The organism is Streptomyces justiciae (genome assembly GCF_015163075.1).
In the GTDB taxonomy this organism is placed as follows: domain Bacteria; phylum Actinomycetota; class Actinomycetes; order Streptomycetales; family Streptomycetaceae; genus Streptomyces; species Streptomyces justiciae.
Genome location: NZ_JADDXU010000017.1, coordinates 71,168 through 92,603, shown reverse-complemented (window position 1 = coordinate 92,603; position 21,436 = coordinate 71,168). Strand labels below are relative to the sequence as shown.

The 21,436-nt window shown below is 69.4% G+C and carries 19 protein-coding genes and 1 pseudogene; 13 read left to right on the top strand and 7 right to left on the bottom strand.

Annotated elements, in window-relative coordinates:
• Positions 1 to 365 precede the first annotated feature (365 nt).
• From IQ210_RS36375 to IQ210_RS36355, 5 genes are all read left to right on the top strand, one after another.
• Positions 366 to 1,334 carry an aldo/keto reductase gene (locus IQ210_RS36375; protein WP_194083497.1) on the top strand — a complete coding sequence of 323 codons (969 nt, stop codon included), beginning with the start codon at positions 366 to 368 and terminating at the stop codon, positions 1,332 to 1,334.
• Positions 1,335 to 1,380: 46 nt separating this feature from the next.
• A complete protein-coding gene (locus IQ210_RS36370) occupies positions 1,381 to 2,160 on the top strand; it encodes an alpha/beta hydrolase (protein ID WP_194083496.1) in 780 nt (259 codons plus the stop codon).
• A gap of 119 nt (positions 2,161 to 2,279) precedes the next feature.
• On the top strand, positions 2,280 to 3,128 hold the full coding sequence (locus IQ210_RS36365; protein WP_194083619.1) for an aldo/keto reductase: 849 nt from the start codon (positions 2,280 to 2,282) through the stop codon (positions 3,126 to 3,128).
• Positions 3,129 to 3,269: 141 nt separating this feature from the next.
• Complete coding sequence (locus tag IQ210_RS36360; RefSeq protein ID WP_194083495.1) at positions 3,270 to 4,262, top strand: hypothetical protein; 993 nt, start codon at positions 3,270 to 3,272, stop codon at positions 4,260 to 4,262.
• Between the two features lie 213 nt (positions 4,263 to 4,475).
• Positions 4,476 to 5,561 carry an aldo/keto reductase gene (locus IQ210_RS36355; protein WP_194083494.1) on the top strand — a complete coding sequence of 362 codons (1,086 nt, stop codon included), beginning with the start codon at positions 4,476 to 4,478 and terminating at the stop codon, positions 5,559 to 5,561.
• A 174-nt stretch (positions 5,562 to 5,735) separates the two neighbouring features.
• On the opposite strand, the pseudogene IQ210_RS48555 reads toward IQ210_RS36355, so the two are convergent.
• Positions 5,736 to 5,936 (bottom strand): annotated as a pseudogene (locus tag IQ210_RS48555) (fumarylacetoacetate hydrolase family protein); the annotation flags it as partial.
• 276 nt (positions 5,937 to 6,212) lie between these two features.
• Positions 6,213 to 6,698 carry a MarR family winged helix-turn-helix transcriptional regulator gene (locus IQ210_RS36345; RefSeq protein ID WP_194083493.1) on the bottom strand — a complete coding sequence of 162 codons (486 nt, stop codon included), beginning with the start codon at positions 6,696 to 6,698 and terminating at the stop codon, positions 6,213 to 6,215.
• A 188-nt stretch (positions 6,699 to 6,886) separates the two neighbouring features.
• On the opposite strand from IQ210_RS36345, the gene IQ210_RS36340 reads away from it, so the two are divergent.
• The 3 genes from IQ210_RS36340 (at position 6,887) to IQ210_RS36330 (ending at position 11,741) form a co-directional block, all read left to right on the top strand.
• Positions 6,887 to 7,831 (top strand): ABC-2 transporter permease, encoded by a 945-nt coding sequence (locus IQ210_RS36340; protein WP_194083492.1) that lies wholly within the window; start codon positions 6,887 to 6,889, stop codon positions 7,829 to 7,831.
• A gap of 97 nt (positions 7,832 to 7,928) precedes the next feature.
• Complete coding sequence (locus IQ210_RS36335) at positions 7,929 to 8,384, top strand: MarR family winged helix-turn-helix transcriptional regulator (protein WP_194083491.1); 456 nt, start codon at positions 7,929 to 7,931, stop codon at positions 8,382 to 8,384.
• A gap of 891 nt (positions 8,385 to 9,275) precedes the next feature.
• Positions 9,276 to 11,741, top strand: a complete 2,466-nt coding sequence (locus tag IQ210_RS36330) for a SpoIIE family protein phosphatase (RefSeq protein ID WP_194083490.1) — start codon at positions 9,276 to 9,278, stop codon at positions 11,739 to 11,741.
• Positions 11,742 to 12,556: 815 nt separating this feature from the next.
• Here IQ210_RS36330 and IQ210_RS36325 read toward each other — a convergent pair.
• On the bottom strand, positions 12,557 to 13,522 hold the full coding sequence (locus IQ210_RS36325) for a pirin family protein (protein ID WP_194083489.1): 966 nt from the start codon (positions 13,520 to 13,522) through the stop codon (positions 12,557 to 12,559).
• A 101-nt stretch (positions 13,523 to 13,623) separates the two neighbouring features.
• Between IQ210_RS36325 and IQ210_RS36320 the strand changes: the two genes are divergently transcribed.
• The 3 genes from IQ210_RS36320 to IQ210_RS36310 are packed head-to-tail and all read left to right on the top strand — an operon-like array spanning position 13,624 to position 14,958.
• The gene (locus IQ210_RS36320) at positions 13,624 to 14,115 is read left to right on the top strand and encodes a MarR family winged helix-turn-helix transcriptional regulator (RefSeq protein WP_194083488.1); all 492 of its coding nucleotides are present in this window, start codon (positions 13,624 to 13,626) and stop codon (positions 14,113 to 14,115) included.
• On the top strand, positions 14,112 to 14,561 hold the full coding sequence (locus IQ210_RS36315; protein WP_194083487.1) for a winged helix DNA-binding protein: 450 nt from the start codon (positions 14,112 to 14,114) through the stop codon (positions 14,559 to 14,561). Before IQ210_RS36320 ends, IQ210_RS36315 begins: the two co-directional genes overlap by 4 nt.
• Positions 14,562 to 14,610: 49 nt before the next feature.
• Positions 14,611 to 14,958 carry a tetratricopeptide repeat protein gene (locus tag IQ210_RS36310; protein WP_059194731.1) on the top strand — a complete coding sequence of 116 codons (348 nt, stop codon included), beginning with the start codon at positions 14,611 to 14,613 and terminating at the stop codon, positions 14,956 to 14,958.
• Between the two features lie 92 nt (positions 14,959 to 15,050).
• On the opposite strand, the gene IQ210_RS36305 is transcribed toward IQ210_RS36310, so the two are convergent.
• Positions 15,051 to 16,436, bottom strand: coding sequence for a PepSY-associated TM helix domain-containing protein (locus IQ210_RS36305; RefSeq protein WP_194083486.1), 1,386 nt, complete (start codon positions 16,434 to 16,436; stop codon positions 15,051 to 15,053).
• Positions 16,437 to 16,571: 135 nt separating this feature from the next.
• Between IQ210_RS36305 and IQ210_RS36300 the strand changes: the two genes are divergently transcribed.
• Positions 16,572 to 17,219, top strand: a complete 648-nt coding sequence (locus tag IQ210_RS36300; protein WP_194083485.1) for a peptide deformylase — start codon at positions 16,572 to 16,574, stop codon at positions 17,217 to 17,219.
• 3 nt (positions 17,220 to 17,222) lie between these two features.
• On the opposite strand, the gene IQ210_RS36295 is transcribed toward IQ210_RS36300, so the two are convergent.
• Positions 17,223 to 18,638 (bottom strand): dihydrolipoyl dehydrogenase family protein, encoded by a 1,416-nt coding sequence (locus IQ210_RS36295; protein WP_194083484.1) that lies wholly within the window; start codon positions 18,636 to 18,638, stop codon positions 17,223 to 17,225.
• Positions 18,639 to 18,762: 124 nt separating this feature from the next.
• On the opposite strand from IQ210_RS36295, the gene trxA reads away from it, so the two are divergent.
• Positions 18,763 to 19,149 carry a thioredoxin gene (trxA, locus tag IQ210_RS36290; RefSeq protein ID WP_194083483.1) on the top strand — a complete coding sequence of 129 codons (387 nt, stop codon included), beginning with the start codon at positions 18,763 to 18,765 and terminating at the stop codon, positions 19,147 to 19,149.
• Positions 19,150 to 19,174: 25 nt separating this feature from the next.
• Here trxA and IQ210_RS36285 read toward each other — a convergent pair whose 3' ends face one another.
• Positions 19,175 to 20,353 (bottom strand): 4-hydroxybenzoate 3-monooxygenase, encoded by a 1,179-nt coding sequence (locus tag IQ210_RS36285; protein WP_194083482.1) that lies wholly within the window; start codon positions 20,351 to 20,353, stop codon positions 19,175 to 19,177.
• A 32-nt stretch (positions 20,354 to 20,385) separates the two neighbouring features.
• A complete protein-coding gene (locus IQ210_RS36280; RefSeq protein ID WP_194083481.1) occupies positions 20,386 to 21,432 on the bottom strand; it encodes a LacI family DNA-binding transcriptional regulator in 1,047 nt (348 codons plus the stop codon).
• Between the last annotated feature and the right edge of the window lie 4 nt (positions 21,433 to 21,436).

Here is a 21,436-nt window from a genome sequence, read left to right as displayed (position 1 = left end):
CGACTGCTGGAGACGACCGTGGAAGTCCGTCTGCTCGGCCGGCCCGGACTGTCCGTCGGCAGGATGCGCCTGCCTGCATTAGCTCCCCGGTACGCCGCGCGGCTCCGGCGCGAGGGGGTCACTGCCGTTACCCCCAAAGAGCGTGCCTGTCAGCGGGACGCGGGAGCTGATTTCGTGGATATCGGCGGCTCTGAACAACTCCGCCCGCACCTCGTCTGCCGTTGCCGCCCGGGCCCTGCTACCTCCGCCCTGCCGGCCGTCCCGCGGCACGCGGCGGAATGAGCGCGGAGTTGACACCACACGGGAAGGCCGGTCCTTCCCGCCCGGCATCCGACACCTTGGTTCCGAGAGATGAAAGGAAGCGCATGCGTACGACGACACTGGGCCCCGGCGGTCCCGAGGTGGGCGTGATCGGCCTGGGATGCATGGGCATGAGCTATGCCTACGACATGGCCGCCGCCCGCGACGAGAACACGTACGTCTCGGTGATCCGCCAGGCGCTGGATCTGGGCATGACCCTGATCGACACCGCGGACGTGTACGGACCCTTCACCAACGAGGAACTCGTCGGCCGGGCCCTGTCAGGCGGCCACCGCGACCGGGCGGTCTTGGCCACAAAGGTCGGCGCCCTGTCCCGCGACGAAGCAGGCAACCCGGTCCGCGCCGAGAACGGCCGCCCGGAGCACATCCGCCGCTCCATCGACGAGAGCCTGCAACGCCTGGGCACCGACCACGTCAACCTCTACCAGCTTCACCGGGTCGACCCCCAGGTGCCGATCGAGGAGAGCGTCGGCGCCCTGGCCGAGACGGTCGCCGCCGGCAAGGCCCGCGCGATCGGCCTGTCCGAGGTGGACGTCGAACAGATCAAACGCGCCCAGACGGTGCATCCGATCGCCACAGTGCAGTGCGAGCTGTCGCTGTGGACGAGGGACTGGATGCAGGACGTGCTGCCCTACTGCCAGGAACAGAACATCGCCTTCCTTCCTTACTCCCCCCTGGGCAGGGGCTTCCTCACCGGCCGCTTCGCCTCGGTGGACGACCTGCCCCAGGAGGACGTCCGCCGCCGGATGCCGCGCTTCCAGCAGGACGCGCTCCAGCAGAACCTCGCCCTCGTCGGCCGGGTGCGCGAGATCGCCGAGCGCATCGACGCCTCCCCGGCCCAGGTCGCCCTCGCCTGGGTCCTGGCCCAGGGCCGGTACGTCATCCCGGTCCCGGGCACCAAGACCCCGAAGTACCTGCTGGACAACGCCGGCGCCGCCGACATCCGGCTCAGCGAGGCCGACCTCGCCGCACTCAACGCCCTGCCCGCCCCACACGGCGGCCGGGGCAACTGACCACCCCTACCCAGCCCACTCCCATCGACATCGAAAAGGCATCACTGTGAAGATTGAACACACGACCGTCAAGGGCGTGTTCATCGAATACGCCCTCTCCGAAAGCAGCCCCTCGGCCGCGCCCATCGTCTTCGTGCACGGCGGCGGCCAGGGCAGCTGGGTGTGGGAGAACTACCTCCCCTTCTTCGCCGCGACCGGCCGGGACTGCTACGCCTTCAGCTGGTACAACCACCACCGCTCCCATGAGCTGCCGGATGAGCAGTTCGCGGCCCGCTCCATGGCCGAGACCGTGGAAGAGCTGGAGATCGTGGTCGACCACATCGGACAGGTGCCCATCCTGGTGACCCACAGCATGGGCGCACTCGTCGGACAGAAGTACGCCGAGAAGCACCCAGTCGTCGCCGAGGTGCACATCACGCCCGCCATCTGCGCCGAAGTCGGTCTCCACCCGGAGCGGGAGCTCGATCTGTCGAAGCCGGTCGGCATCGGCTCGTTCGAGGAGGAGTGGCCTCGTGTGCTCGCGGGGTGCTCGGAAGAGGACGCCCGCCGCTACTACGCCCTGCTGTCCAGGGAATCGGCCCTCGCCATCCAGGAGACCATCTCCACCTCCTTCAGCGTGGACCGCACGCGCATCGGCGGCCCGTCCCTGGTCATCGCGGCAGAAAACGACGTCGTCGTCCCCGCCGAAGCGATCCGCCGCAGCGCCGCCTACTTCGGCTCCGACTACCTCTTCCTTCCCGGCCGCACCCACAACGTGCTCCTCGAACCCGGCTGGCGCGAGACGGCCCAGCGCATCCACACCTGGCTGGAACGCCAGACCTGGTAGAGGCCGAACGGCCTGCCGTCTGGGCCCAGGTCGGCAGCAGCTTCGCTGCCCCACCGGCTGCTGCCCGGCCGACATCCCCCCACCGTCAGAAAGCGGAGGCTTCACCCATGACGATCAAGGTGCCGCAGGTTGCCCTCAACAACGGCGTGCACATGCCGATCCTCGGCTTCGGCGTCTTCCAGATCCCCGAGGAGCAGACCCAGCAGGCGGTCGAGGCCGCGCTCGAAGCCGGCTACCGCCTCATCGACACCGCCGCCGGCTACGAGAACGAGCACGCCGTGGGCCGTGCGATCGCCGCCAGCGGCATTCCCCGCGACGAACTGTTCGTCACCACGAAGTTGTGGGTTCAGGACTACGGCGAGGAGAGCGCCAAGCGTGCCTTCGACCGCTCGCTCGACCGCCTGGGCCTCGACTACCTCGACCTGTACCTGATCCACCAGCCCTTCGGTGACTACTACGGATCATGGCGGGCCATGGAGGCTCTCAACCGGGACGGCCGCGTCCGGGCGATCGGAGTCAGCAACTTCTACCCCGACCGGCTCGCCGACCTCATCACACACAACGAGATCGTCCCCGCGGTCAATCAGATCGAGACGCACGTCTTCTTCCAGCGCAGTGCCGACCAGGACCTGATGCACAAGTACGGTGTCCAGCATGAGTCCTGGGGACCGCTCGCGGAAGGCGGCCAGGGCTTCTTCGACAACCCTGTGCTCGTCGACATCGCCCGCGCACACGACAAGACCGTCGCCCAAATCGCCCTTCGCTGGCTCGTCCAGCGCGACATCGTGGTGATCCCGAAGTCGGTACGGCCCGAGCGCATGACCGAGAACCTCGACGTCTTCGACTTCGAGCTCACCGCCGACGAGCTGGGCCGCATCGCCGGCCTGGACACCGGCCGCAGCGACATCTTCGATCACCACGACCCGGAAAGGGTCGTCTGGCTCGGCGACGTGCGGTTCGACACCTGATGCCGCACCGCGTCGCACTCACCTGATCCCCCACGCACAGTCAGTTCCCCGGCCGCCGACGGCCGGCCGGGGTATCACCCGGCATGGAGTCTCAGGGCACCGCTGTGTCGTCCTCCAGCCGCTTCCACGGAAAGCAGCACCATGCGCATTCGCTTCGCTCACACCGCGGCAGTCTCCGCTCTGGCGGCTGTCCTCGTCGCGGCCCCGTCCGCGTCCGCCACCAACGGAGGGGACGGTCTTCAGCCGATCATCACTCAGGTGAAGACGGTGGTCGGATTCGACTTCGCCTCGGGCGACTCGCCCGAGAACATCAACGTCAACCCGGACCGCTCCCTGACGGTGTCCATGCTGGGTGTGCCCGCGAACAAGCCGCCGAAGCTGGTACGCATCACACCTTCCGGACAGCGCACCACCCTCGTCACCGGGCATCTGGGCGATCAGATCACCGGTAACACCCGTGGCAGCGACGGCACCGTCTACTACAACGTGGACTCCGACGACGCCGCCCGTAACGGCGTCTGGAAGCTGCCTGCCCACGGCCGTCCCGAGCGTTTGGCCGCCCTGCCCGACGGCCTGCCCAACGGCCTGGCCATCGATGCGGCCGGCCGTACCCTCTACGCCGCCGACAGCTACAACGGAACGGTGTGGGCCGTGCCCGCCTCCGACGGGCAGCCGAAGATCTGGAAGAGCGGCCCGGCGCTCGCGGCCGACCCCGACGGCTCCCTGCCGCTGGGCGTCAACGGCGTCCGCTTCCACAAGGACGCCGTGTGGGTGAGCAACTACAGCCAGGGCACCCTGCTCAGGATCCCGGTCGCCGCCCACGGAGCCCCCGGCCGCGTCCACACCGTCGCCGACGACATCCCCGACCTCGACGACTTCGCCTTCCTCAACAACCACTCCGACATCGTCTTCGCTGCGCAGAACGACCCGACCGACCGGGTCACCGTCGTACGCCCGAACGGAACCACCCAGACCGCCCTCACCGCCGATGACGGCCTCGCCTCCCCCACCACCACCGCCGTAAGCGGCAACCAGCTGTACATCGCCGACGCCGGGTTCAAGGCACCCCACGACGCGAAGCTGCAGCGCGGAACCATCAACCTCAAGGCCCTCACCGGGCACTCCCACCGCTGAGCGGCCCGTAAAGTCCCGCGATCCGTGGAACGGACTCGCCGCAGACTCGTGAAGGCAATGACATCCGGCTAGTTCGGGGGACGGTGACACCGCCCCCCGAACCGTACAAGCCGCACGCCACCTCGAAATGACACCGCAAACCGTTCCGTCGTCCCGAGCCTGCCGCAACTGTCCCCCCACCGCGGCGTGAGCCGCACAACGACAAGGAATCCCATGGAGTACCGCAAGCTCGGCAACACCGGAACCGCCGTCTCCCGCATCGCCTTCGGCACGATGTACTTCGGCGTCCAAACCCCCGAAGACGAGGCGTTCGCGCTCCTAGACGCGTTCGTGGACGCCGGCGGCAACCTGGTCGACACCTCCAACGTCTACGGCGGCGGACGCAGCGAAGAGATCATCGGCCGTTGGTTCGCCAGCCGCCCCAACGACATCACCGACCGCGTCGTCCTGGCCACCAAGGGCCGCTACGGCCCCGGCACCGACGTCAACAGTCTCGGCTCCACCCGCCGGCAGCTGCGCCGCTCACTGGACGCCTCCCTGCGCCGCCTCGGACTCGACCACATCGACCTGTACCAGATCCACGCCTGGGACCCCCTGACCCCGATCGAGGAGACGCTGTCGTTCCTCGACGACGCCGTCCACGCGGGGAAGATCAACTACGTGGGGCTGTCCAACTTCACCGGCTGGCAGCTCCAGCTCGCCCTCTCCACCGCGCGGCAGATGGGCACCCACGCCCCCGTGTCCCTCCAACAGCAGTACAGCCTGCTGTCCCGGGAGAGCGAGTACGAGGTCATCCCCGCCGCATCGCACAACCAGATCGCCCTGCTGCCATGGTCACCCCTCGCAGGCGGCTTCCTCACCGGCAAGTACCAGCGCGGCACCACCGCCGATCCCGACTCCCGCGCCGGTTCCGAAGACGAGCTCTACCAGTGGGTCTCCGCCGAGTACGCCGCCTCCGACCGTAACTGGCACACCATCGACACGGTCGTCCGCATCGCCCGCGAGACCGGCCACACCCCCAGCCAAGTCGCCCTGGCGTGGGCAGCCGACCAGCCCTCCGTCGTCGCCCCCATCGTCGGCGCCCGCACCCTCGGCCACCTGACCGACAACCTCGGCGCGGCCGAACTGCACCTCGACGCCGAGACCACCGCGGCCCTCAACACCGTCAGCACGCCACAGCACGGCGGTTACCCCTACGGCGGGTTCGGCAGCGCGCAACGCTCCCGCGACTTCCACGGCAGCAAGGCCCAGGCGAACCTCGTCGAGGGCGGAAGTGCCGCACCCCTCGGCCACGCATAGTCGCACTCGAAAGCTCCGCAATTCGCTGCCAGTGAAGTAGACCGGCGCCTCCTGATGCCGGGAGGCCGGAACAGGCCAGCTTTGGGAATGGCTGCGCGACGGATGGACGGCGCGCGGGACCTTGTGGCCGCGCGTCGGCGAGAGGGCGGCACTGGCAGTGTCCACCGACACCTCCAGCCGGCCGACCCGATCGATCTCCAAGACGTTCCAGTAACCGTCGCGCACCACGCCGACGCCTGCGGGCGTGCCGTGGAGATCACATCCCGGAAGCAGCCGCATCGCGCTCGAGATGTACGACAGAAGCCGCGGGACGTCCCAGATGAGGTCGGCGATGCGGGCGGGTTGCCGCTGTGTGCCGTCCACCGAGCAGCGTAGTTCGAGCGCCTTGGCGGCTCAGCTTCGTCGGCGGAGACCAGCTGGGCCCCATGGGGGGAACGTGTCGAAGGACTTACGGAGCGCGCGGCCCTCATTCCGCGGGTCACGCATCGTCATGTCGAGCAGGCAGGTGCAGCCGCCGATGTGGTCGAGCTCCACGTCACCCTCCTGGTCGAACCGCCAATCCTGATACGGCAGTCGAACGACACCGCAGTCCGGAACAAGAGACGAGGGCGACTTGAGGAAGACGCCGAGAGTATCGACACCCCGAGGGGATCAGGCCACTTCCGAATGCGCGCCACCCGACTCCGTCGACGGCAGGGCATCCGGATTGAGCTCGGCGAGTATCCGATGCAGCAGGGAGTGAACGACTGACCGCTCAGCCGGGGTAAGAACCGCAAGCGCCTCCCTGTCGAGACGCTCCACCACATCCCGCGCACGTTCGGCGACCTTGGCACCCCTGTCCGTGATGGCCAACTGGACGGTTCTGCGGCTCGCAGGGTGCTCACGGCGCACCACAAGGTCTCGGTCCTCCAAGGCGCTGACAGCGGTGCCCATGGACTGCGGAGTGATGCCGGTGCGACGCGCGATCTCCGCGGCGGAGATTCCCGGGGTCCAGACGAGGTGCTGGAGGGCGTTGTGCTGGGCGATCGTGAGATCGAGCGAGCGCAACGCCCTCTCCAGACGCGTCCCCATCACATGAGTCACCTGCCACGCGAGATAGCCGGTACGTGCCGAGGGGTCCACCTGAGTGGAACGCATGAGCGCAGCTCCGAAAGTAAGGTGCCTGATATTTCTATGGTAGGAATAGAAGGTACCTTACATTTCAAGTGAGGAAGAAGCCCGTGTCCACATCACCCCCAGCTTCCTTCGAGCCCAGCCATGCTCAGCACCACGCAGTCGACTCCGCTCCCTCACTGCAGGGTGCGACCGGCGTGAAGGGCGTTCTGATGCCAGTCGCAATCGTTCTGATCATTGGCTCGATCTTCATCAGCGTCTTCCTGGCGGCCTTTCACGCTCCGCGACCCCATGACCTTCCGGTCGCCGTCGTGGGCACGACCGAGCAGGCCGAACAGGTCACAGCAGGGCTGGAGGCCGGGCTGCCCGGCGGCTTTGCGGTGAAGCGCTACGCCGACCAGAGGGCGGCCCGCCACGCTCTGGAGGACCGCAAGGTGTACGCCACTTACATCACGGGCTCCGGCAAGTCCTCCGAACTCCTGTACGCCGGCGCCAACGGCCCTTCGGTGACCTCGACGGTCACCGGCGCCTTCTCGGGTGTCGCCAAGGCGAGCGGCGTCCGGCTCACCGTCCAGGACGCCGTTCCGGCCTCGGCGGGCGACACCCGCGGCATGTCGGTGTTCTACGCCGGCTTCGGCGTCGTGCTGGCCGGGTTCCTGTTCGGCATGATGACCTACCAGATCGCTCCCAGCCTGGAGTATCGGTGGAGGCTGACCAGCCTGTTCACCTTCAGCGTCCTCGGCGGGATCGTGGTCGCGGTGATAGCCGGGAGCGCGGGCTTCGCGGCACTGCCCGGACCCTTCCTGGGCATCGCGGGGGTCATCGCCTTGATGGCCGCGGCTGTCGGCAGCGCGACCATGGCGTTCATGCGACTCTTCGGCCGAGCCGGGATGTCGCTGGCCGCCGTGGTCCTGTTCACCTTCGGCAACAGCACCAGTGGCGGCACGCTGCCCACTGCCTACCTGCCGGACTGGCTCCATCCGTTCTCGAAGATCCTCCCGGTGGGAGTCGGCGTCCGAGCCGTCCAAGGGTTGTCCCACTTCAACAACGACGGCCTCACCGTCGGCATCGTCGTCCTGGTCGTGTGGATCCTGATCGCCTCCGCGACGCTGTACTGGCGCGACGCGCGCGCTCCGCGCCGCGAAGCCGTCGTCTGACCAGCCTTCCGCCGAGTGTCGTCGCCGACCACCCCACAGCGCCTCCGTCGACGGGCATCGCCGAGGGCACCATGAAGTGCTCTCGTAAACTGCCGATGTGACCGACGCAGCCTTCCCCACCACCGGATATTTGGCCTGGCAGTTCTCCCAGATCGTCGCAGGAAGGCTGGAGAAGGCACTGCGCGTGGAGGCCCTGACGTTGGCCCAGCACAACGCTCTCCAGCATGCCGCGCGCACACCGGGGGTGTCCGCAGCCGAGATCGCACGCCGCTCCGGCATCACGGCCCAGTCCATGGGCGCCGCGGTGGGCCAACTCATCGAGCGAGGCCTGCTGCGCCGCGAGCCCCATCCGACCAGCCGCCGCAGTATGCGCCTATACACCACCGACGACGGGCACTCGCTGGCCACCCGCGCGGCGTCGATCGCTGCTCGGATCGAAGCGGAGACAACCTCACCGCTCGGCCCGGACGACAAGGACACAATCCACCGCCTGCTCCGCCAGTTGGTCGAGCAGCTCAACCCCGAGGCCCTGGCCGTCGACGGTCGATCCTGACCTGAGGACACATCAGAACGACACCGCGACGGCCACGCTGGCGCATATCTTCCGCATCGGCGGGCCAGGCCGGCTTGACCGCGTGCACGGCGCCAGCCAGGGTGCCCGAACCTTGGTCGACCTGCCGCCATTTGTCTCACGGCACTAGGACGATTGTGCCCCGTGGTGTGACCGGTCATCATCTGGCAACGGGCGGCGGCTTCCCGCAACGGGTAATTGCCGGCGGCCTGGCTGACCGAGTGGGGCACACCGGTCTACGTCCAGCCACCAGGACGAGGGCGAGAGAGCCGACGGGGTCAACTGGAGCGAGAGCCTCCTGGACGAGACGGTACGGATCCGGGTACGTCCGCACTCTGCTCCTGCTCCTAGAGCGCAGCGGCGGAGCACCGGAAGTGGTCGCTCCCCACGCTGCGGGCACCCCGCACACGTCAACATGATCACCGACAAACTGCGCACAGGCTCCCTCAACGAGCCGGTGGACCTGACGGTCGGCGCCTTCGTCCGCTTCCCCGGGCGATGTCCCGCACCGGCACGTCTGGCTCAGCGAACGGGTCGCGGCCCACAAAGTGACCACGATCCCCCAGATCCGACAGTTCGGCCCGGCCGTCGCCAAGGGGGTGACGGCCGTTTGGCGTCCAGGAGCGCCGCCGCGCACTATCCACTGGAGAACACCGCTGGCCGTTTTGCGCATGGCGTCCGCACCGGCACCCCACGCCCGCCGCCCGAAGGCGGTCGCATGCCCCTGACGCCCGGCACGCAAATAGAGGACAATCTGCACCAATAGTCGAATTCAGCAGTTTGTAGCATTTTCAAGAATCACCGTTCGCATTGCGCTAAACCGTCACGATTTCTACACAGGGGAGAATCCGACGAAAGTGAGATGAATCGACCATGGAGCGGTCTACTGCGGACGGCCTCGATGCCCATCCTGCCCGAGGCATCGTCGGGGAGGCTCTCACCGCTCGGGCCACTATCGATGAACACGGCACAGTGACCGGATGGAGCGACGGCGCTGAACGACTCCTCGGGTACTCGTCGGCACAGATCGTGGGCCGCCCGGCGACCACCCTTCTCGCCGAGGAACCATCGGTGCGGAACCTTCCTCCACTCGCACGGCTGCCGAGGTGGCACGGAGTGCTCGCTCTCAGACACCGGGATGGTCGGCAAGTCGAGAGGAGGGTGCTTGCACACCACAGGAGGCCGGGGCAGGGGGGCGCCGACTGGCTGGTGGTCTCGGCCTTGGACGGAGCAGCACCCCATCCGGCTGACGAGGCGCTGGTGAGTTGGAGCTTTGCGCAGTCGCCATGCTGCTCTATGGCGCTGTACGACACGGCTCTTCGCCTGCGGTGTGCCAACGAGAACATGGAAAGAGCCCAGGCCCTCACCGAAGCCGAAATGCGCGGATTGCGCGTGACAGAGATCGTCGACGAAGACGCAGCCGAGCGGGCTGAACAAAGCATGGCGCGGGCGCTGGAAACCGGTGATCCGCAGTACCTCGAGCACTACCTGCGCGTCGCCGGTGAAGCACGCGAGCACGCCTGGTCGGTCTTCATCGCGCCGCTACGGGACCGGAGTGGCCGGATCCAGGGCGTCGGTCTCTCCGGACACGACATCACGGAGCAGTTCTGGGCCCGCAAGCGCCTCCAGCTGATCGCCGAAGCCAGTAAACGCATCGGCAGCACTCTGGACGTGACGCGCACGGCGCAGGAGTTGGCAGACATGGTGGTCCCGGAGTTCGCCGACTTCCTCAGTGTCGACCTGCTGACGTCCCTCGACGAAGGGCTGGAGCAGCCTTCCGGAGCGCTCACAAAAGCGGGAAGTCTTCTGTTGCGGCGCATCGCACATCAATCTGTACTCCCAGGTATCCCTGAGGCTGTCGTTGCTCCAGGGGAGGTGGACGAGTATCCGGGTAGCTCCGCACCTGCGGAAAGTCTCCGATTGGGACGTGCCGTTCGGCACCAAGTGGGCGATTCCGCAATCGCCGACTGGGTGGCCCAGGACCCTCTACGGACCTCCAGGATCCGTGAGTTCGGCTTCCATTCGGTGATGTCCGTGCCTCTTTCGGCTCGAGGCACCATCCTAGGCGTCGCTGTGTTCCTTCGGCACCGGCACCCCGAACCGTTCCACGCGGACGACCTCATGCTGGCCGAGGAACTCGCCGCCCGGGCCGCTGTCTGTCTCGACAACGCCCTGCGCTACTCCCGTGAACGCGCCACCGCGATCACGCTGCAACGCAGCCTGCTGCCGCAGCACCTGCCCGAGCAGGCCGCGGTGGAGGTCGCTTCCCGTTATCTCCCGGCAGGCGGCAAGGCCGGGGTGGGGGGAGATTGGTTCGACGTCATCCCACTGTCCGGAGCCAGGGTGGCGCTGGTTGTCGGCGATGTCGTGGGGCACGGCATCCATGCTTCCGCGACCATGGGACGCCTCCGGACAGCCGTACGGACTCTTGCCGACATCGATCTGCCCCCGGACGAACTCCTCACCCATCTCGATGACCTGGTGGCCCGCCTGTCCGTGGAGCCGGCTGGCACGGAGCAGACCGCAGTGCAGGGCGAAACCACGAGTGACGTCGGAGCAACCTGTCTGTACGCGGTCTACGACCCGGTGTCACGCCGCTGCACTCTCGCCAGGGCCGGACATCCACTGCCGGTCCTGGTGAACTCCGACAACACCGCGAGCCTGCTCGACCTGCCCGCAGGCCCCCCACTGGGCCTGGGCGGACTGCCATTCGAGGCGGTCGAGGTCGAGCTGCCCGAAGGCAGCACGCTCGCCCTCTACACCGACGGCCTCGTCGAGTCCCGCGACGACGACATCGACGACGGCATTGCTCGTCTGCGCCAAGCCCTCACCCGTCCTGCGGCCTCCCCGGACGCTCTTTGCGACTCGGTTCTCGCCACCGTGCTCCCCCAGCACCCCACCGACGACGCAGCCCTGCTCATCGCCCGGACCCGGGCACTCACCGCCGACAAGGTCGCTACCTGGGAAGTGGCTCCCGATCCAGCTGCTGTCGCCGGAGCCCGCAGGTCCGCCCTCCGCCAGGTGGAGGCCTGGGGCCTGACTGACGCCGTGTTTGTCACGGAGCTGATCGTCAGCGAACTGATCACTAATGCCATCCGTTACGCCGAGCCGCCCATCCAGCTGCGCCTCATCCACGACGAGAACCTCATCTGCGAGGTCTCGGACGCGAGCAGCACCGCACCCCACATGCGCCGCGCCCGCACCTACGACGAAGGCGGCCGCGGACTGCTCCTGGTCGCCCAGCTGACCCAACGCTGGGGCACACGTCCCACTCCCACAGGCAAGACGATCTGGGCGGAACAAAACACCGCGCCGCACTATCACGCGGCCGCTTACTGAGCCCTCAAGGCACGATCGTCGTCGGCCTGTGTTCGCCGGAACGGGCGCCGTGCCAGCCCTCCACCTCGTGCCAGATGCGATGTCCTGGACCCTCAGCTGAGGACTCTGCCGAATTCCCTCTGCCTGCCAGACACCATCCACCGTGGGGGCTGCTCTCACGCTCCACCCGCTGCAGGCGGGCGACCGTCCGTTTCCGAGGCCCGCTACGCGCGTGCCGCGTCTTCCTTTGGCGTCCAGGCAGGCACCGCTCATGCCGATGCCTTCCACCTACCGCAGAGCACCTCGGACCGGACCGCGTTTACGCACTGTTCGGCTTTCTCCATCCGCAACACCGGAAGCCGACGGGGCACAGTGCACGTCGGACCTTGCCCGTCTATCGCGCTACCTCACTCGTACCACGTTCGTTCGGATCGAACGCAAGCGACACTGCCGAGAGACGGCGGCGGCGTCGGAATCTTGTGGAATCTCCACAAGGAGGCAGTGTGAGCAACGCCGCCCCTCCGCAACGCCCGACTCGACCGCCAGGCAGGTCAGCATTGGTCCGGACACCACCGAACCTGCAAACGCCTCCGCAAGCCCTGGGGCTTGGAAAAGAACCCCTCACCCGATCCTGACGGAGCGTCAGCAAAGTCAGCATTAGGTCAGCAAGAGTCCTGCCACAGCCGCCCAGAGGCAGCCACACCGTGGAATCGCCAACCGCACCGGCCGGAGCCAGCCAGCTGTTCAGACGCCTCCCGGCAAGCAGGTGGAAGACTGTGAGAATTACCCGACCGCCTTCCGCCTTGCGGCCACCAACGCCAACGCGTTTCAGCAGGTCAGCGCACTCTCCCCCGTGGCTTCAACGGCACCGGCGGCAGTTCCGGTGCAGGCAGTGGCGCCCCGTCGTACCCCTTCACCTCCCCGAACCGGGAGCCTTCCATCCAGTCCTGACGCGCCTGTACGATCTCTTCTTGGGACCGCCCGATCCAGTTCCAGAACATGATCAGCTCCTCCTCGAACGGCTCACCGCCCAGGAGCATCAGCCCCGCGTCCGACGCGGCGCGCAGCGGGAGTTCGGTGCGTCCGCAGCCGAGGTAGAGCATGGAGCCGGGCAGCACCGGCACGCCGTCCACGTGGGCCTCGCCGGACATGGACAGCACGGCGTACTCGAAGTCCGGTTCCAGCGGGAGGCGTACGTCCGCGCCGGCGGCGAGCGCCAGGTCGGCGCCGACGATCGGGGTGTACGTCGTTCCGGGCGAGGTCGCGCCGTCGAGGTCGCCGAGGATGAGGGTGGCGGTCAGCCCTGGCGCGGTGACCTGCGGCAGCTCGGCGTGGTGCTCGAAGCGCGGGTCGGTGTGGCGGTGGCCGTCCGGGAGGGCGACCCACAGCTGGGCGCCGTGCAGGAAGCGGGCGTGCGACTTGGGGCTCTCCTCGGAGTGGCTGATGGCCCGTCCGGAGGTCATCAGGCCCAGCTCGCGCGGGCGGATCGTCTGGAGGCTGCCGGTCGAGTCGCGGTGCAGGACCTCACCCTCGTGCAGCCAGCTGACCGTCTGCAGGCCCATGTGCGGGTGCGGGGGCACCTGCATGCCGGGCTCGTCGGCGATGTCGTCGGGGCCGTAGTGGTCGACGAAGCACCAGGCGCCGACCATGCGCCGCCCCAGGTTGGGCAGCAGCCGGCGGACCTCGCTGGACTCGCCGAGTTTGACGGTGCGCGGGCTGAGGAGTTCGCGAACGGGCTCCGCCACCACGAAGCCGCGGCCGCCGCACAGGGCGGGAGCCGCCTCGCGATCAAGATTGCTCATGCCGCCCAACCTAGCCCCGTGGGCGGTGTCCCGTCAGGTCGTCACCGGGGACTCCCCGAAAATAGTAGCCCTGTACATAGTAGCCATGTACTGTATTCGTCATGAGCAAGGGCTACGAGAAGGCGACGCCGGGCTTCCTGGTGTGGCGACTGTCGATGAAGTGGCGGACCGCGGTGGACCGCGCGATGGCCCCACTGGGGCTCACCCACGCGCAGTACTCGCTGGTGGCGTCCCTGTACGACATGCAGCGCGCCGGTGAGCGCCCGAGCCAGCGGCGGCTCGCCGACCAGACCGGCCTGGAGCCGCTGTACGTGTCCAAGCTGGCCCGCGCCCTGGAGTCCGCTGGCCTCATCGAGCGCGCCCGCGACCCGCGCGACCCACGCGCCGTGCAGCTGACCCTTACCGATCAGGGCCGCGAGACCACACGGCAGGCCATCAAGGTCGTCCGGGGACTCCTGGACCAGCTCCTCGCCCCCCTCGGCGGGCTCGACAGCCCGCGCACCCGGGAGTTCAGCAGTGAACTCGCGACCCTGCTCGACGCACCCCTCGATCCCCTCACCGGCATCAGTGAGTCCGACAAGGAGCAGCCATGACCACCACCACACCTCCCCTGCTCAACCCGCGCGTCATAGCCCTGGCGCACTACGCGGCCCGCGCGGTCCTGGAGCAGGTACTGGCCCGCCACGACATGACGTTCCAGCAGTCCGTCACCCTCCGCCTCGCCGCCGTGGCCGACGGGCCGGTGGAGCGGGAGCACATCGTCGACGGTGTCGTCGGCTCGCTGAAGATCGACGCCGCGGAGGCCCGCTCCGTCGTCGACGAGCTGCTCGCCGCACAGCTGCTGGCCCCCGAGGAGCTGTCGCAGGTGCGGATCACGGAGGCCGGACGGAAGCTGTACGACACGACGTCCGCCGCCACCGCTCCCCTCAGCGCCCGCGTCTACGCCGGCATCCCCGAGGAGGACCTCGCCGTCGCCGGACGGGTGCTGACGCTCATCACCGAGCGGGCGAACGCCGAACTCGCCACCCTGAACGGTTAGTGGAATATTGAACCACCGCGCTCCGTTGACGGCGTCGAAGGAGGTCAGAGTGGACATGACGTACTACGACCACGGAACGCCGGCGGAGCGCTGGGAGCGCGCGCGGATGTTCTTCGACGCCAAGGACTACGCCGCCGCGGCGCGCGTCCTGGGCAAGCTGGTCGAGGAGGTGCCGGAGCAGACCGGACCGCGGCTGCTGCTGGCCCGCTCCTACTACCACTCGGCCCAACTGCGCCGCGCGGAGGCGGAGTTGCGCATCATCGTGGAGCGCGACCCGGTGGAGCACTACGCCCGTCTGATGCTGGGCCGCACGCTGGAGCGGCAGAGCCGGCACGAGGAGGCCGAGCCGCATCTGCGCCTCGCGTCCGCGCTGGCCGGCGACTTCGACGAGCTGTAGGCGACGCCGTACGGCACGACAGTCGGCGCCGTACGACACGACCGGGGCCCGGTTCCGTCAAGGAACCGGGCCCCGTCGTCGTATGCCGTCCGTCAGGCGCGGCGCCGGCGCCGATGTGCGATCTCGCCGAGCATCACGTCGGCCACGAGGAACGCGGCCAGCGGAATGCCCAGCAGCGGCACGAAGTAGCCGAGGACGGCGATGGCCGCCACGCACGGCACCAGGATCTGCGGGGGCACCTTCTGCCAGGCGCCGCGCGGGATCGGACGGCCGAAGGCGTTGCCGCGGCCGCGCATCCACCACATGCGGTAGCCCCACACGATCAGCAGGATCAGGGAGAGCGCCACGAGCATCAGGACGATCTGGTTGGCGAGGCCGAAGAGGGTGCCGGTGTGCAGGTCGATGCCCCAGCGAGTCAGCTTGGCCAGCACCGGATAGTCGTCGAACCGCAGCACGTCGGTGACCTGGCCGGTGGTCGGGTCGATCGCGACCGCGTCCTGCTTCTCGGGCCAGCTGCGCTGGATCTGCTTCACGACGTACGCCGACGACGCGTCGGCCGGCGGCACGATCTCGACGGGGTCGCCGAGGCCTTCGGCGCGGGCCGCGGCCAGGACCTTGTCGAGGCCGACGCCGTGCTCGGCGCCTCCGGCCGAGGTGGCGGCACCGTGCCCGGAGTGGTCACCGCCTCCGGCCGCCGACACCGAGGGCGTGGTCTGGCCGATCGAACTGCGCAGGTCGTCGATGCTCGCGCCGGCGTAGGTGGACCAGGTCAGACCGGTCACCGACAGGAAGAAGAAGCCGAGGGCGGCCCAGGCGCCGACGCCGGCGTGCAGCCCGAGCGTGCGGCGCCGCCCTTCGGTGCCGCGCACCTTGCGCCGGGCCCGGCGCCGGGTGAACCACAGCACCAGACCGGCCCCGGCGATCACCCACAGCCAGCTCGCCGCGAACTCCGAGTAGAGGCGGCCCGTTTCGCCGAGGTGCAGATTGCGGTGGAACTCGGAGATCCAGGTGCGCAGCGGCAACGCGCCCGTGGAGCCGTACTGTTCGAGGGCGCCCTCGACCTTGCCGGTGTACGGGTCGACGAAGACGGCGAGCGTGTGGTCGGGGTCGACGCCCTTGACGCCGGACAGCAGGACCCTGGTGGTCGCGTCGTCCGCCGGGGAGGGCCGTACGGCCGCGACGGAACCCTCGGGGTGGGCCTCGCGGGCGGCGGTGACCTGCTCGGATATCGGCAGTTTGGCGTCGCCGACGGCGGAGACGGTCATCTCGTCGGCGTACAGGATCTTCTCGGCCTGGAACGAGGTGGCGTACAGGAATCCGGTGACCGCGGCCACCAGCAGGAAGGGTGCGACGAACAGCCCGGCGTAGAAGTGCAGGCGCAGCACCAGTGGGCGCAGTGGCGCCCAACTGCCGGGTTTCGGCGGCGGGTCGGCGGCTTTCGGGGTCTCGTCGGTGGTCGTCATGGGAGCGGAGGTCATCGGCGGCTTGCTCCGGGGGGTGGGGACGTGCGCGGCTGGTTCGGTCGGTCCAGTAGTCGGGAGAAACGCGCCCTGAGTTCCCGGGGGTTGAAGTGGCCTGCGTCACACGGGCGGACGGCATGGCATCCTGGCGCGATGGCAACTCCCCCTGATCACGCGCCCCTTGCCGAGCTGGTCGAGGAACTCCTCGCCACCGACGGTCCGCTGCCGATTGTGGCGGCCGGCGATCCGGTGCTGCGGCGCGGCACCGAGCGTTTCGAGGGCCAGCTGGACCCCGCGCTGCTGGCCCGGTTCGTCGAGGCGCTGCGCGTCACCATGCACGCGGCCCCCGGGGTCGGTCTCGCGGCGCCGCAGGTGGGCGTGCCGCTGCGGATCGCGGTGATCGAGGACCCGGCGCCGGTGCCGGACGAGGTGCGCCTCGCGCGGGGGCGGGTGCCGCAGCCGTTCCGGGTCCTGGTCAATCCGTCGTACGAAGGGGTCGGCGCCGTGCGGGCCGCGTTCTTCGAGGGCTGTCTGAGCGTCCCGGGCTGGCAGGCGGTCGTGGACCGGTTCGACCGGGTGCGGCTGACGGGCGAGGACGAGCACGGGCGGTCGGTGGACGAGGTGTTCTCCGGGTGGCCCGCGCGGATCGTGCAGCACGAGACGGACCACCTGGACGGCACGCTGTACCTGGACCGGGCGGAGCTGCGCTCGCTGTCCTCGAACCAGGCGATGGCGGAGCACTGGGCGCAGCCGACGCCCAGGGAGGCCGCCGCCTCCCTGGGGTTCCGGCTGCCGGACTGACCCTCAGCTGTCCCGGAACGTCTCCAGCAGGCGCAGCCACACCTCGCTGATCGTCGGGTAGGACGGGACGGCGTGCCACAGCCTGCTGATCGGCACCTCTCCGGCGACGGCGACGGTCGCGGAGTGGATGAGCTCGCCGACGCCCGGGCCGACGAAGGTGACGCCGAGGAGGATCTCGCGTTCGAGGTCGACGACCATGCGGGCGCGGCCGCGGTAGCCCTCGCCGTACAGGCCCGCGCCAGCGACGCCCGCGAGGTCGTAGTCGACCGCGCGGACCCGGTGGCCGGCCTGCTCGGCCTCGGCGAGGGACAGGCCGACGGCGGCGGCCTCGGGGTCGGTGAAGACGACCTGGGGTACGGCCGAGTGGTCGGCGGTCGCGGTGTGCGCGCCCCACGGGTCGGCCTGAACGTCCGTCCCGGAGGCGCGGGCGGCGATGGCGGCGCCGGCGATGCGGGCCTGGTACTTGCCCTGGTGGGTGAGGAGGGCGCGGTGGTTGACGTCGCCGACGCCGTAGAGCCAGTCGGTGCCGGTGACGCGGAGGCTGTCGTCGACGTCCAGCCAGGAGCCGGGTTCCAGGCCGACGGTGTCCAGGCCGATGTCGTCGGTGCGCGGGGCGCGGCCGGTGGCGAAGAGGATCTCGTCGGCCTCGATACGGTCGCCGCTGTCGGTGACGGCCACGACGGTGCCGTTCTCCCGGGTCACCGACTGGACCGAGGTGCCGGTGCGGACGTCGACGCCGGCCTCGGTGAGCGCCTCGGCGACCAGTTCGCCGGCGAAGGGCTCCATGCGGTTGAGCAGGCCCTTGCCGCGCACGAGGAGGGTGACCCGGGAGCCGAGGGCCTGCCAGGCCGTGGCCATCTCGGTGGCGACCACTCCCCCGCCGACGACGATCAGCCGGCCGGGCGCGGCCTTGGCGCTGGTGGCCTCGCGGCTGGTCCAGGGCTTGACCGTGTCGAGTCCGGGCAGGCCGGGCAGGACGGCGCGGGTGCCGGTGCAGACGGCGACGGCGTGCCGGGCGGTGAGGACCTTGTCGCCCACGGTCACGGTGCGCGGCCCGGTCAGGCGGCCGTGGCCGCGGTAGAGGTCGACGCCGATGCCGTCGAGCCACCGGATCTGGCCGTCGTCCTTCCAGTGGGAGGTGTACTCGTCACGGCGGGCGAGGACCGCGGCCGTGTCGAGGGGGCCCTGCACGGCCGGGGCGAGGCCGGGCAGGCGCCGGGCGTCGGCCTGGGCGATGACCGGCCGCAGCAGGGCCTTACTGGGCATACAGGCCCAGTACGAACACTCGCCGCCGACCAGTTCGCTCTCCACGACCGCGGTGGTGAGGCCGGCCGCGCGCGTGCGGTCGGCGACGTTCTCCCCCACGGGCCCGGCTCCGAGCACTACGACGTCATACACAGTGGATTCCGTTTCCGTCATGGGGTCAGTCTGGTGGGTGGTGTGCGCTCGGGCCACATGGGTACGCGCGCGGAATACCTACTCGGCAGGCCGTGTTTGTGCGGACAGGCCCGAAGGCCCCGACATCAGGAAGAGGACTGACGCCATGAGCAACACCGTGGAGCTCACCAAGGAGAACTTCGACCAGACGGTCACGGACAACGACTTCGTCCTGATCGACTTCTGGGCGTCCTGGTGCGGGCCGTGCCGTCAGTTCGCGCCCGTGTACGACAAGGCTGCCGAGGAGAACCCGGACCTGGTCTTCGGGAAGGTGGACACCGAGGCGCAGCCGGAGCTGGCCGCGGCCTTCGGTATCCAGTCGATTCCGACGCTGATGATCGTCCGCGACCGGGTGGCCGTGTTCGCGCAGCCGGGCGCGCTGCCGGAGGCCGCGCTGACGGATGTGATCGGTCAGGCCCGCAAGCTGGACATGGACGAGGTCCGCAAGGCGGTCGAGGAGCAGCAGGCGAACGCGGAGCAGAACGGCCAGTAGTGCCGCGGGACTTGCCCAGGGGTGCTCACCACTCCAGGGGAAGTCCCGTGTAGTTCGCGGCCAGTTCGGCGGCGGCGTGCCGGGACGCGGTGATCCGTCGCAGCCGGGCGAGCTGGAGCCGGTGGTCGAAGGGGTCGGCGTCGGGGCGGGTGTGCAGCATCGTCGTCATGTCGTACGAGAACCGGGTGGCCTGCCAGACCCGGGCGAGGCAGGACGCGGAGTAGCGGTCGAGGAGTTGCTCGGAGCCGGTGCGGTGCAGTTCGGCGAAGGCGCGGGCGAGCAGGCGTACGTCGGAGACCGCGAGGTTGAGTCCTTTGGCGCCGGTCGGCGGGACGATGTGGGCGGCGTCGCCCGCGAGCAGCAGCCGTCCGTGCCGCATGGGTTCGTGGACGTAACTGCGCATGGGCGTAACGGACTTGGCGGTGATCGGGCCGCGGTGCAGCGTCCAGTCGGCGTCGATGGCGAAGCGGGCGGCGAGTTCGTCCCAGATGCGGTCGTCGGGCCAGTCGTCGGGGTCGGTGCCGTTGGGGACTTGAAGGTACAGCCGGGACACCTGCGGTGAGCGCATGCTGTGCAGGGCGAAGCCGCTTTCGCCGCGCGCGTAGATCAACTCGTCGCAGGACGGGGCGACATCGGCGAGGATGCCGAGCCAGGAGTACGGGTAGTCGTGGGCGTACGTCCGTCCCGTCCCCGGCGGGAAGGTGTCGCGGGCGATGCCGTGGAAGCCGTCGCAGCCGACGACCCACTCGCAGCTCAACGTCTGCTCACGGCCCTCGTGCACGAAGCGGACGGCGGGTGTGTCGGACTCCGGCTTCTCGATCGTGAGCGCCTCCGCCTCGAACAACAGCGGTGGCCCGTCGGCCAGTTGAAGGGCGACGAGATCCTTCACGATCTCGGTCTGGGCGTAGATCGTGACCGTGCGGCCGCCGGTGAGGACCGGGAAGTCGATGTGGTGGCGTTCCCGGTCGAAGCGCAGCTCGATGCCCTGGTGGACCAGGCCCTGTGCCGCCAGCCGGTCGGCCGCGCCGCACTCGCGCAGGGCGTCGACCGTGCCCTGCTCCAGCATTCCGGCCCGCTGGCGCTGCTCGACGTACTCCCGTGTCCTCGCCTCCAGGACGACACAGTCGATGCCCGCGCGGTGCAGCAGCCGGGCGAGGAGCAATCCGGCGGGGCCGCCGCCGATGATGCCGACCGTCGTGCGCATGGGCCCACCTCCCGTGGCTGTGCACCAGGTTGTCAGCTCGACTCGCGGTGCACCACCGTGGCTTCCAGCACCTTGTGGGTCTCCGGCGCGGCGGCGGGGTTGCGCACCGCGCGGTCGACGAGTTCGGCGAGATCGCGGCCGGAGGGCAGCTCCAGGCGGACCGTGCTGAGCCGGGGGCGCAGCAGCCGGCCGAGCATCAGGTCGTCGGCGCCGATCACGGCGGTCTCGCCAGGGACGTCGATCCCCTGGTCCAGCAGAGCCCGCATCAGCAGCATCGCGTACTCGTCGTTGTACGCGAACACCGCGTCGAGGCCGAGCTCGCGCCAGCGGGCGGCGAGCCGGGCGCCGGCCTCCTCGGTGTAGGCCAGGGGCAGATCGGTGACGGTGGCGTCGGTGCCGCGCAGGGCGGCGCGTACGCCGGTCAGGCGGGGCAGAGAGAAGGCCTCCAGGCCCGCCTCCTCGGGGACGACGACGCCGATGCGGCGCCTGCCGCGCTCGTACAGGTGGCGTCCGGCGCGGTGGCCGACGGCCTCGTGGTCCATGAGCAGGGCGTGGGCGCCCTCGACGGTGTCGGGGCCGAGGGTGACGACGGCCCGGGCGCCCGAGCGCTTGAGGACGGCGACGCCCTTCGGGCCGAGTCCGGCGCCGGGCACCAGGACGGCGACGGGCCGCAGCTCGGCCCAGGCGCGGGCGGCCTCGTCGCCGTGGAGGCCGACGCTGCCGTGCTGGACGACGGTGTAGTCGAGGCGGCTGAGGGCCCACTGGAGCTCGTTGATGAACTGGCCGTAGAGCTGACCGACGGGGATGGTCGGGGCGGGCATCAGGACCAGGCGGCTGTGTCCGGCGCGCAGGCTGCGGGCGGCCGCGTGCGGCACGTACCCCAGCTCCTTGGCCGCCTCGTGGACGCGGCGGCGGGTGGGTTCGCTGATCCGGACGGCGCTGGTGTTGTTCAGGACGTAGGAAACGGTCGCGCGCGAGACGCCTGCCAGGCGGGCCACATCGGCGCTCGTGGGCACGGAGCGCGGTGCGGGGACCCCGGGGGCGGGCGTTTTCGGTATCTGCACCATGACGTGACGCATCTTT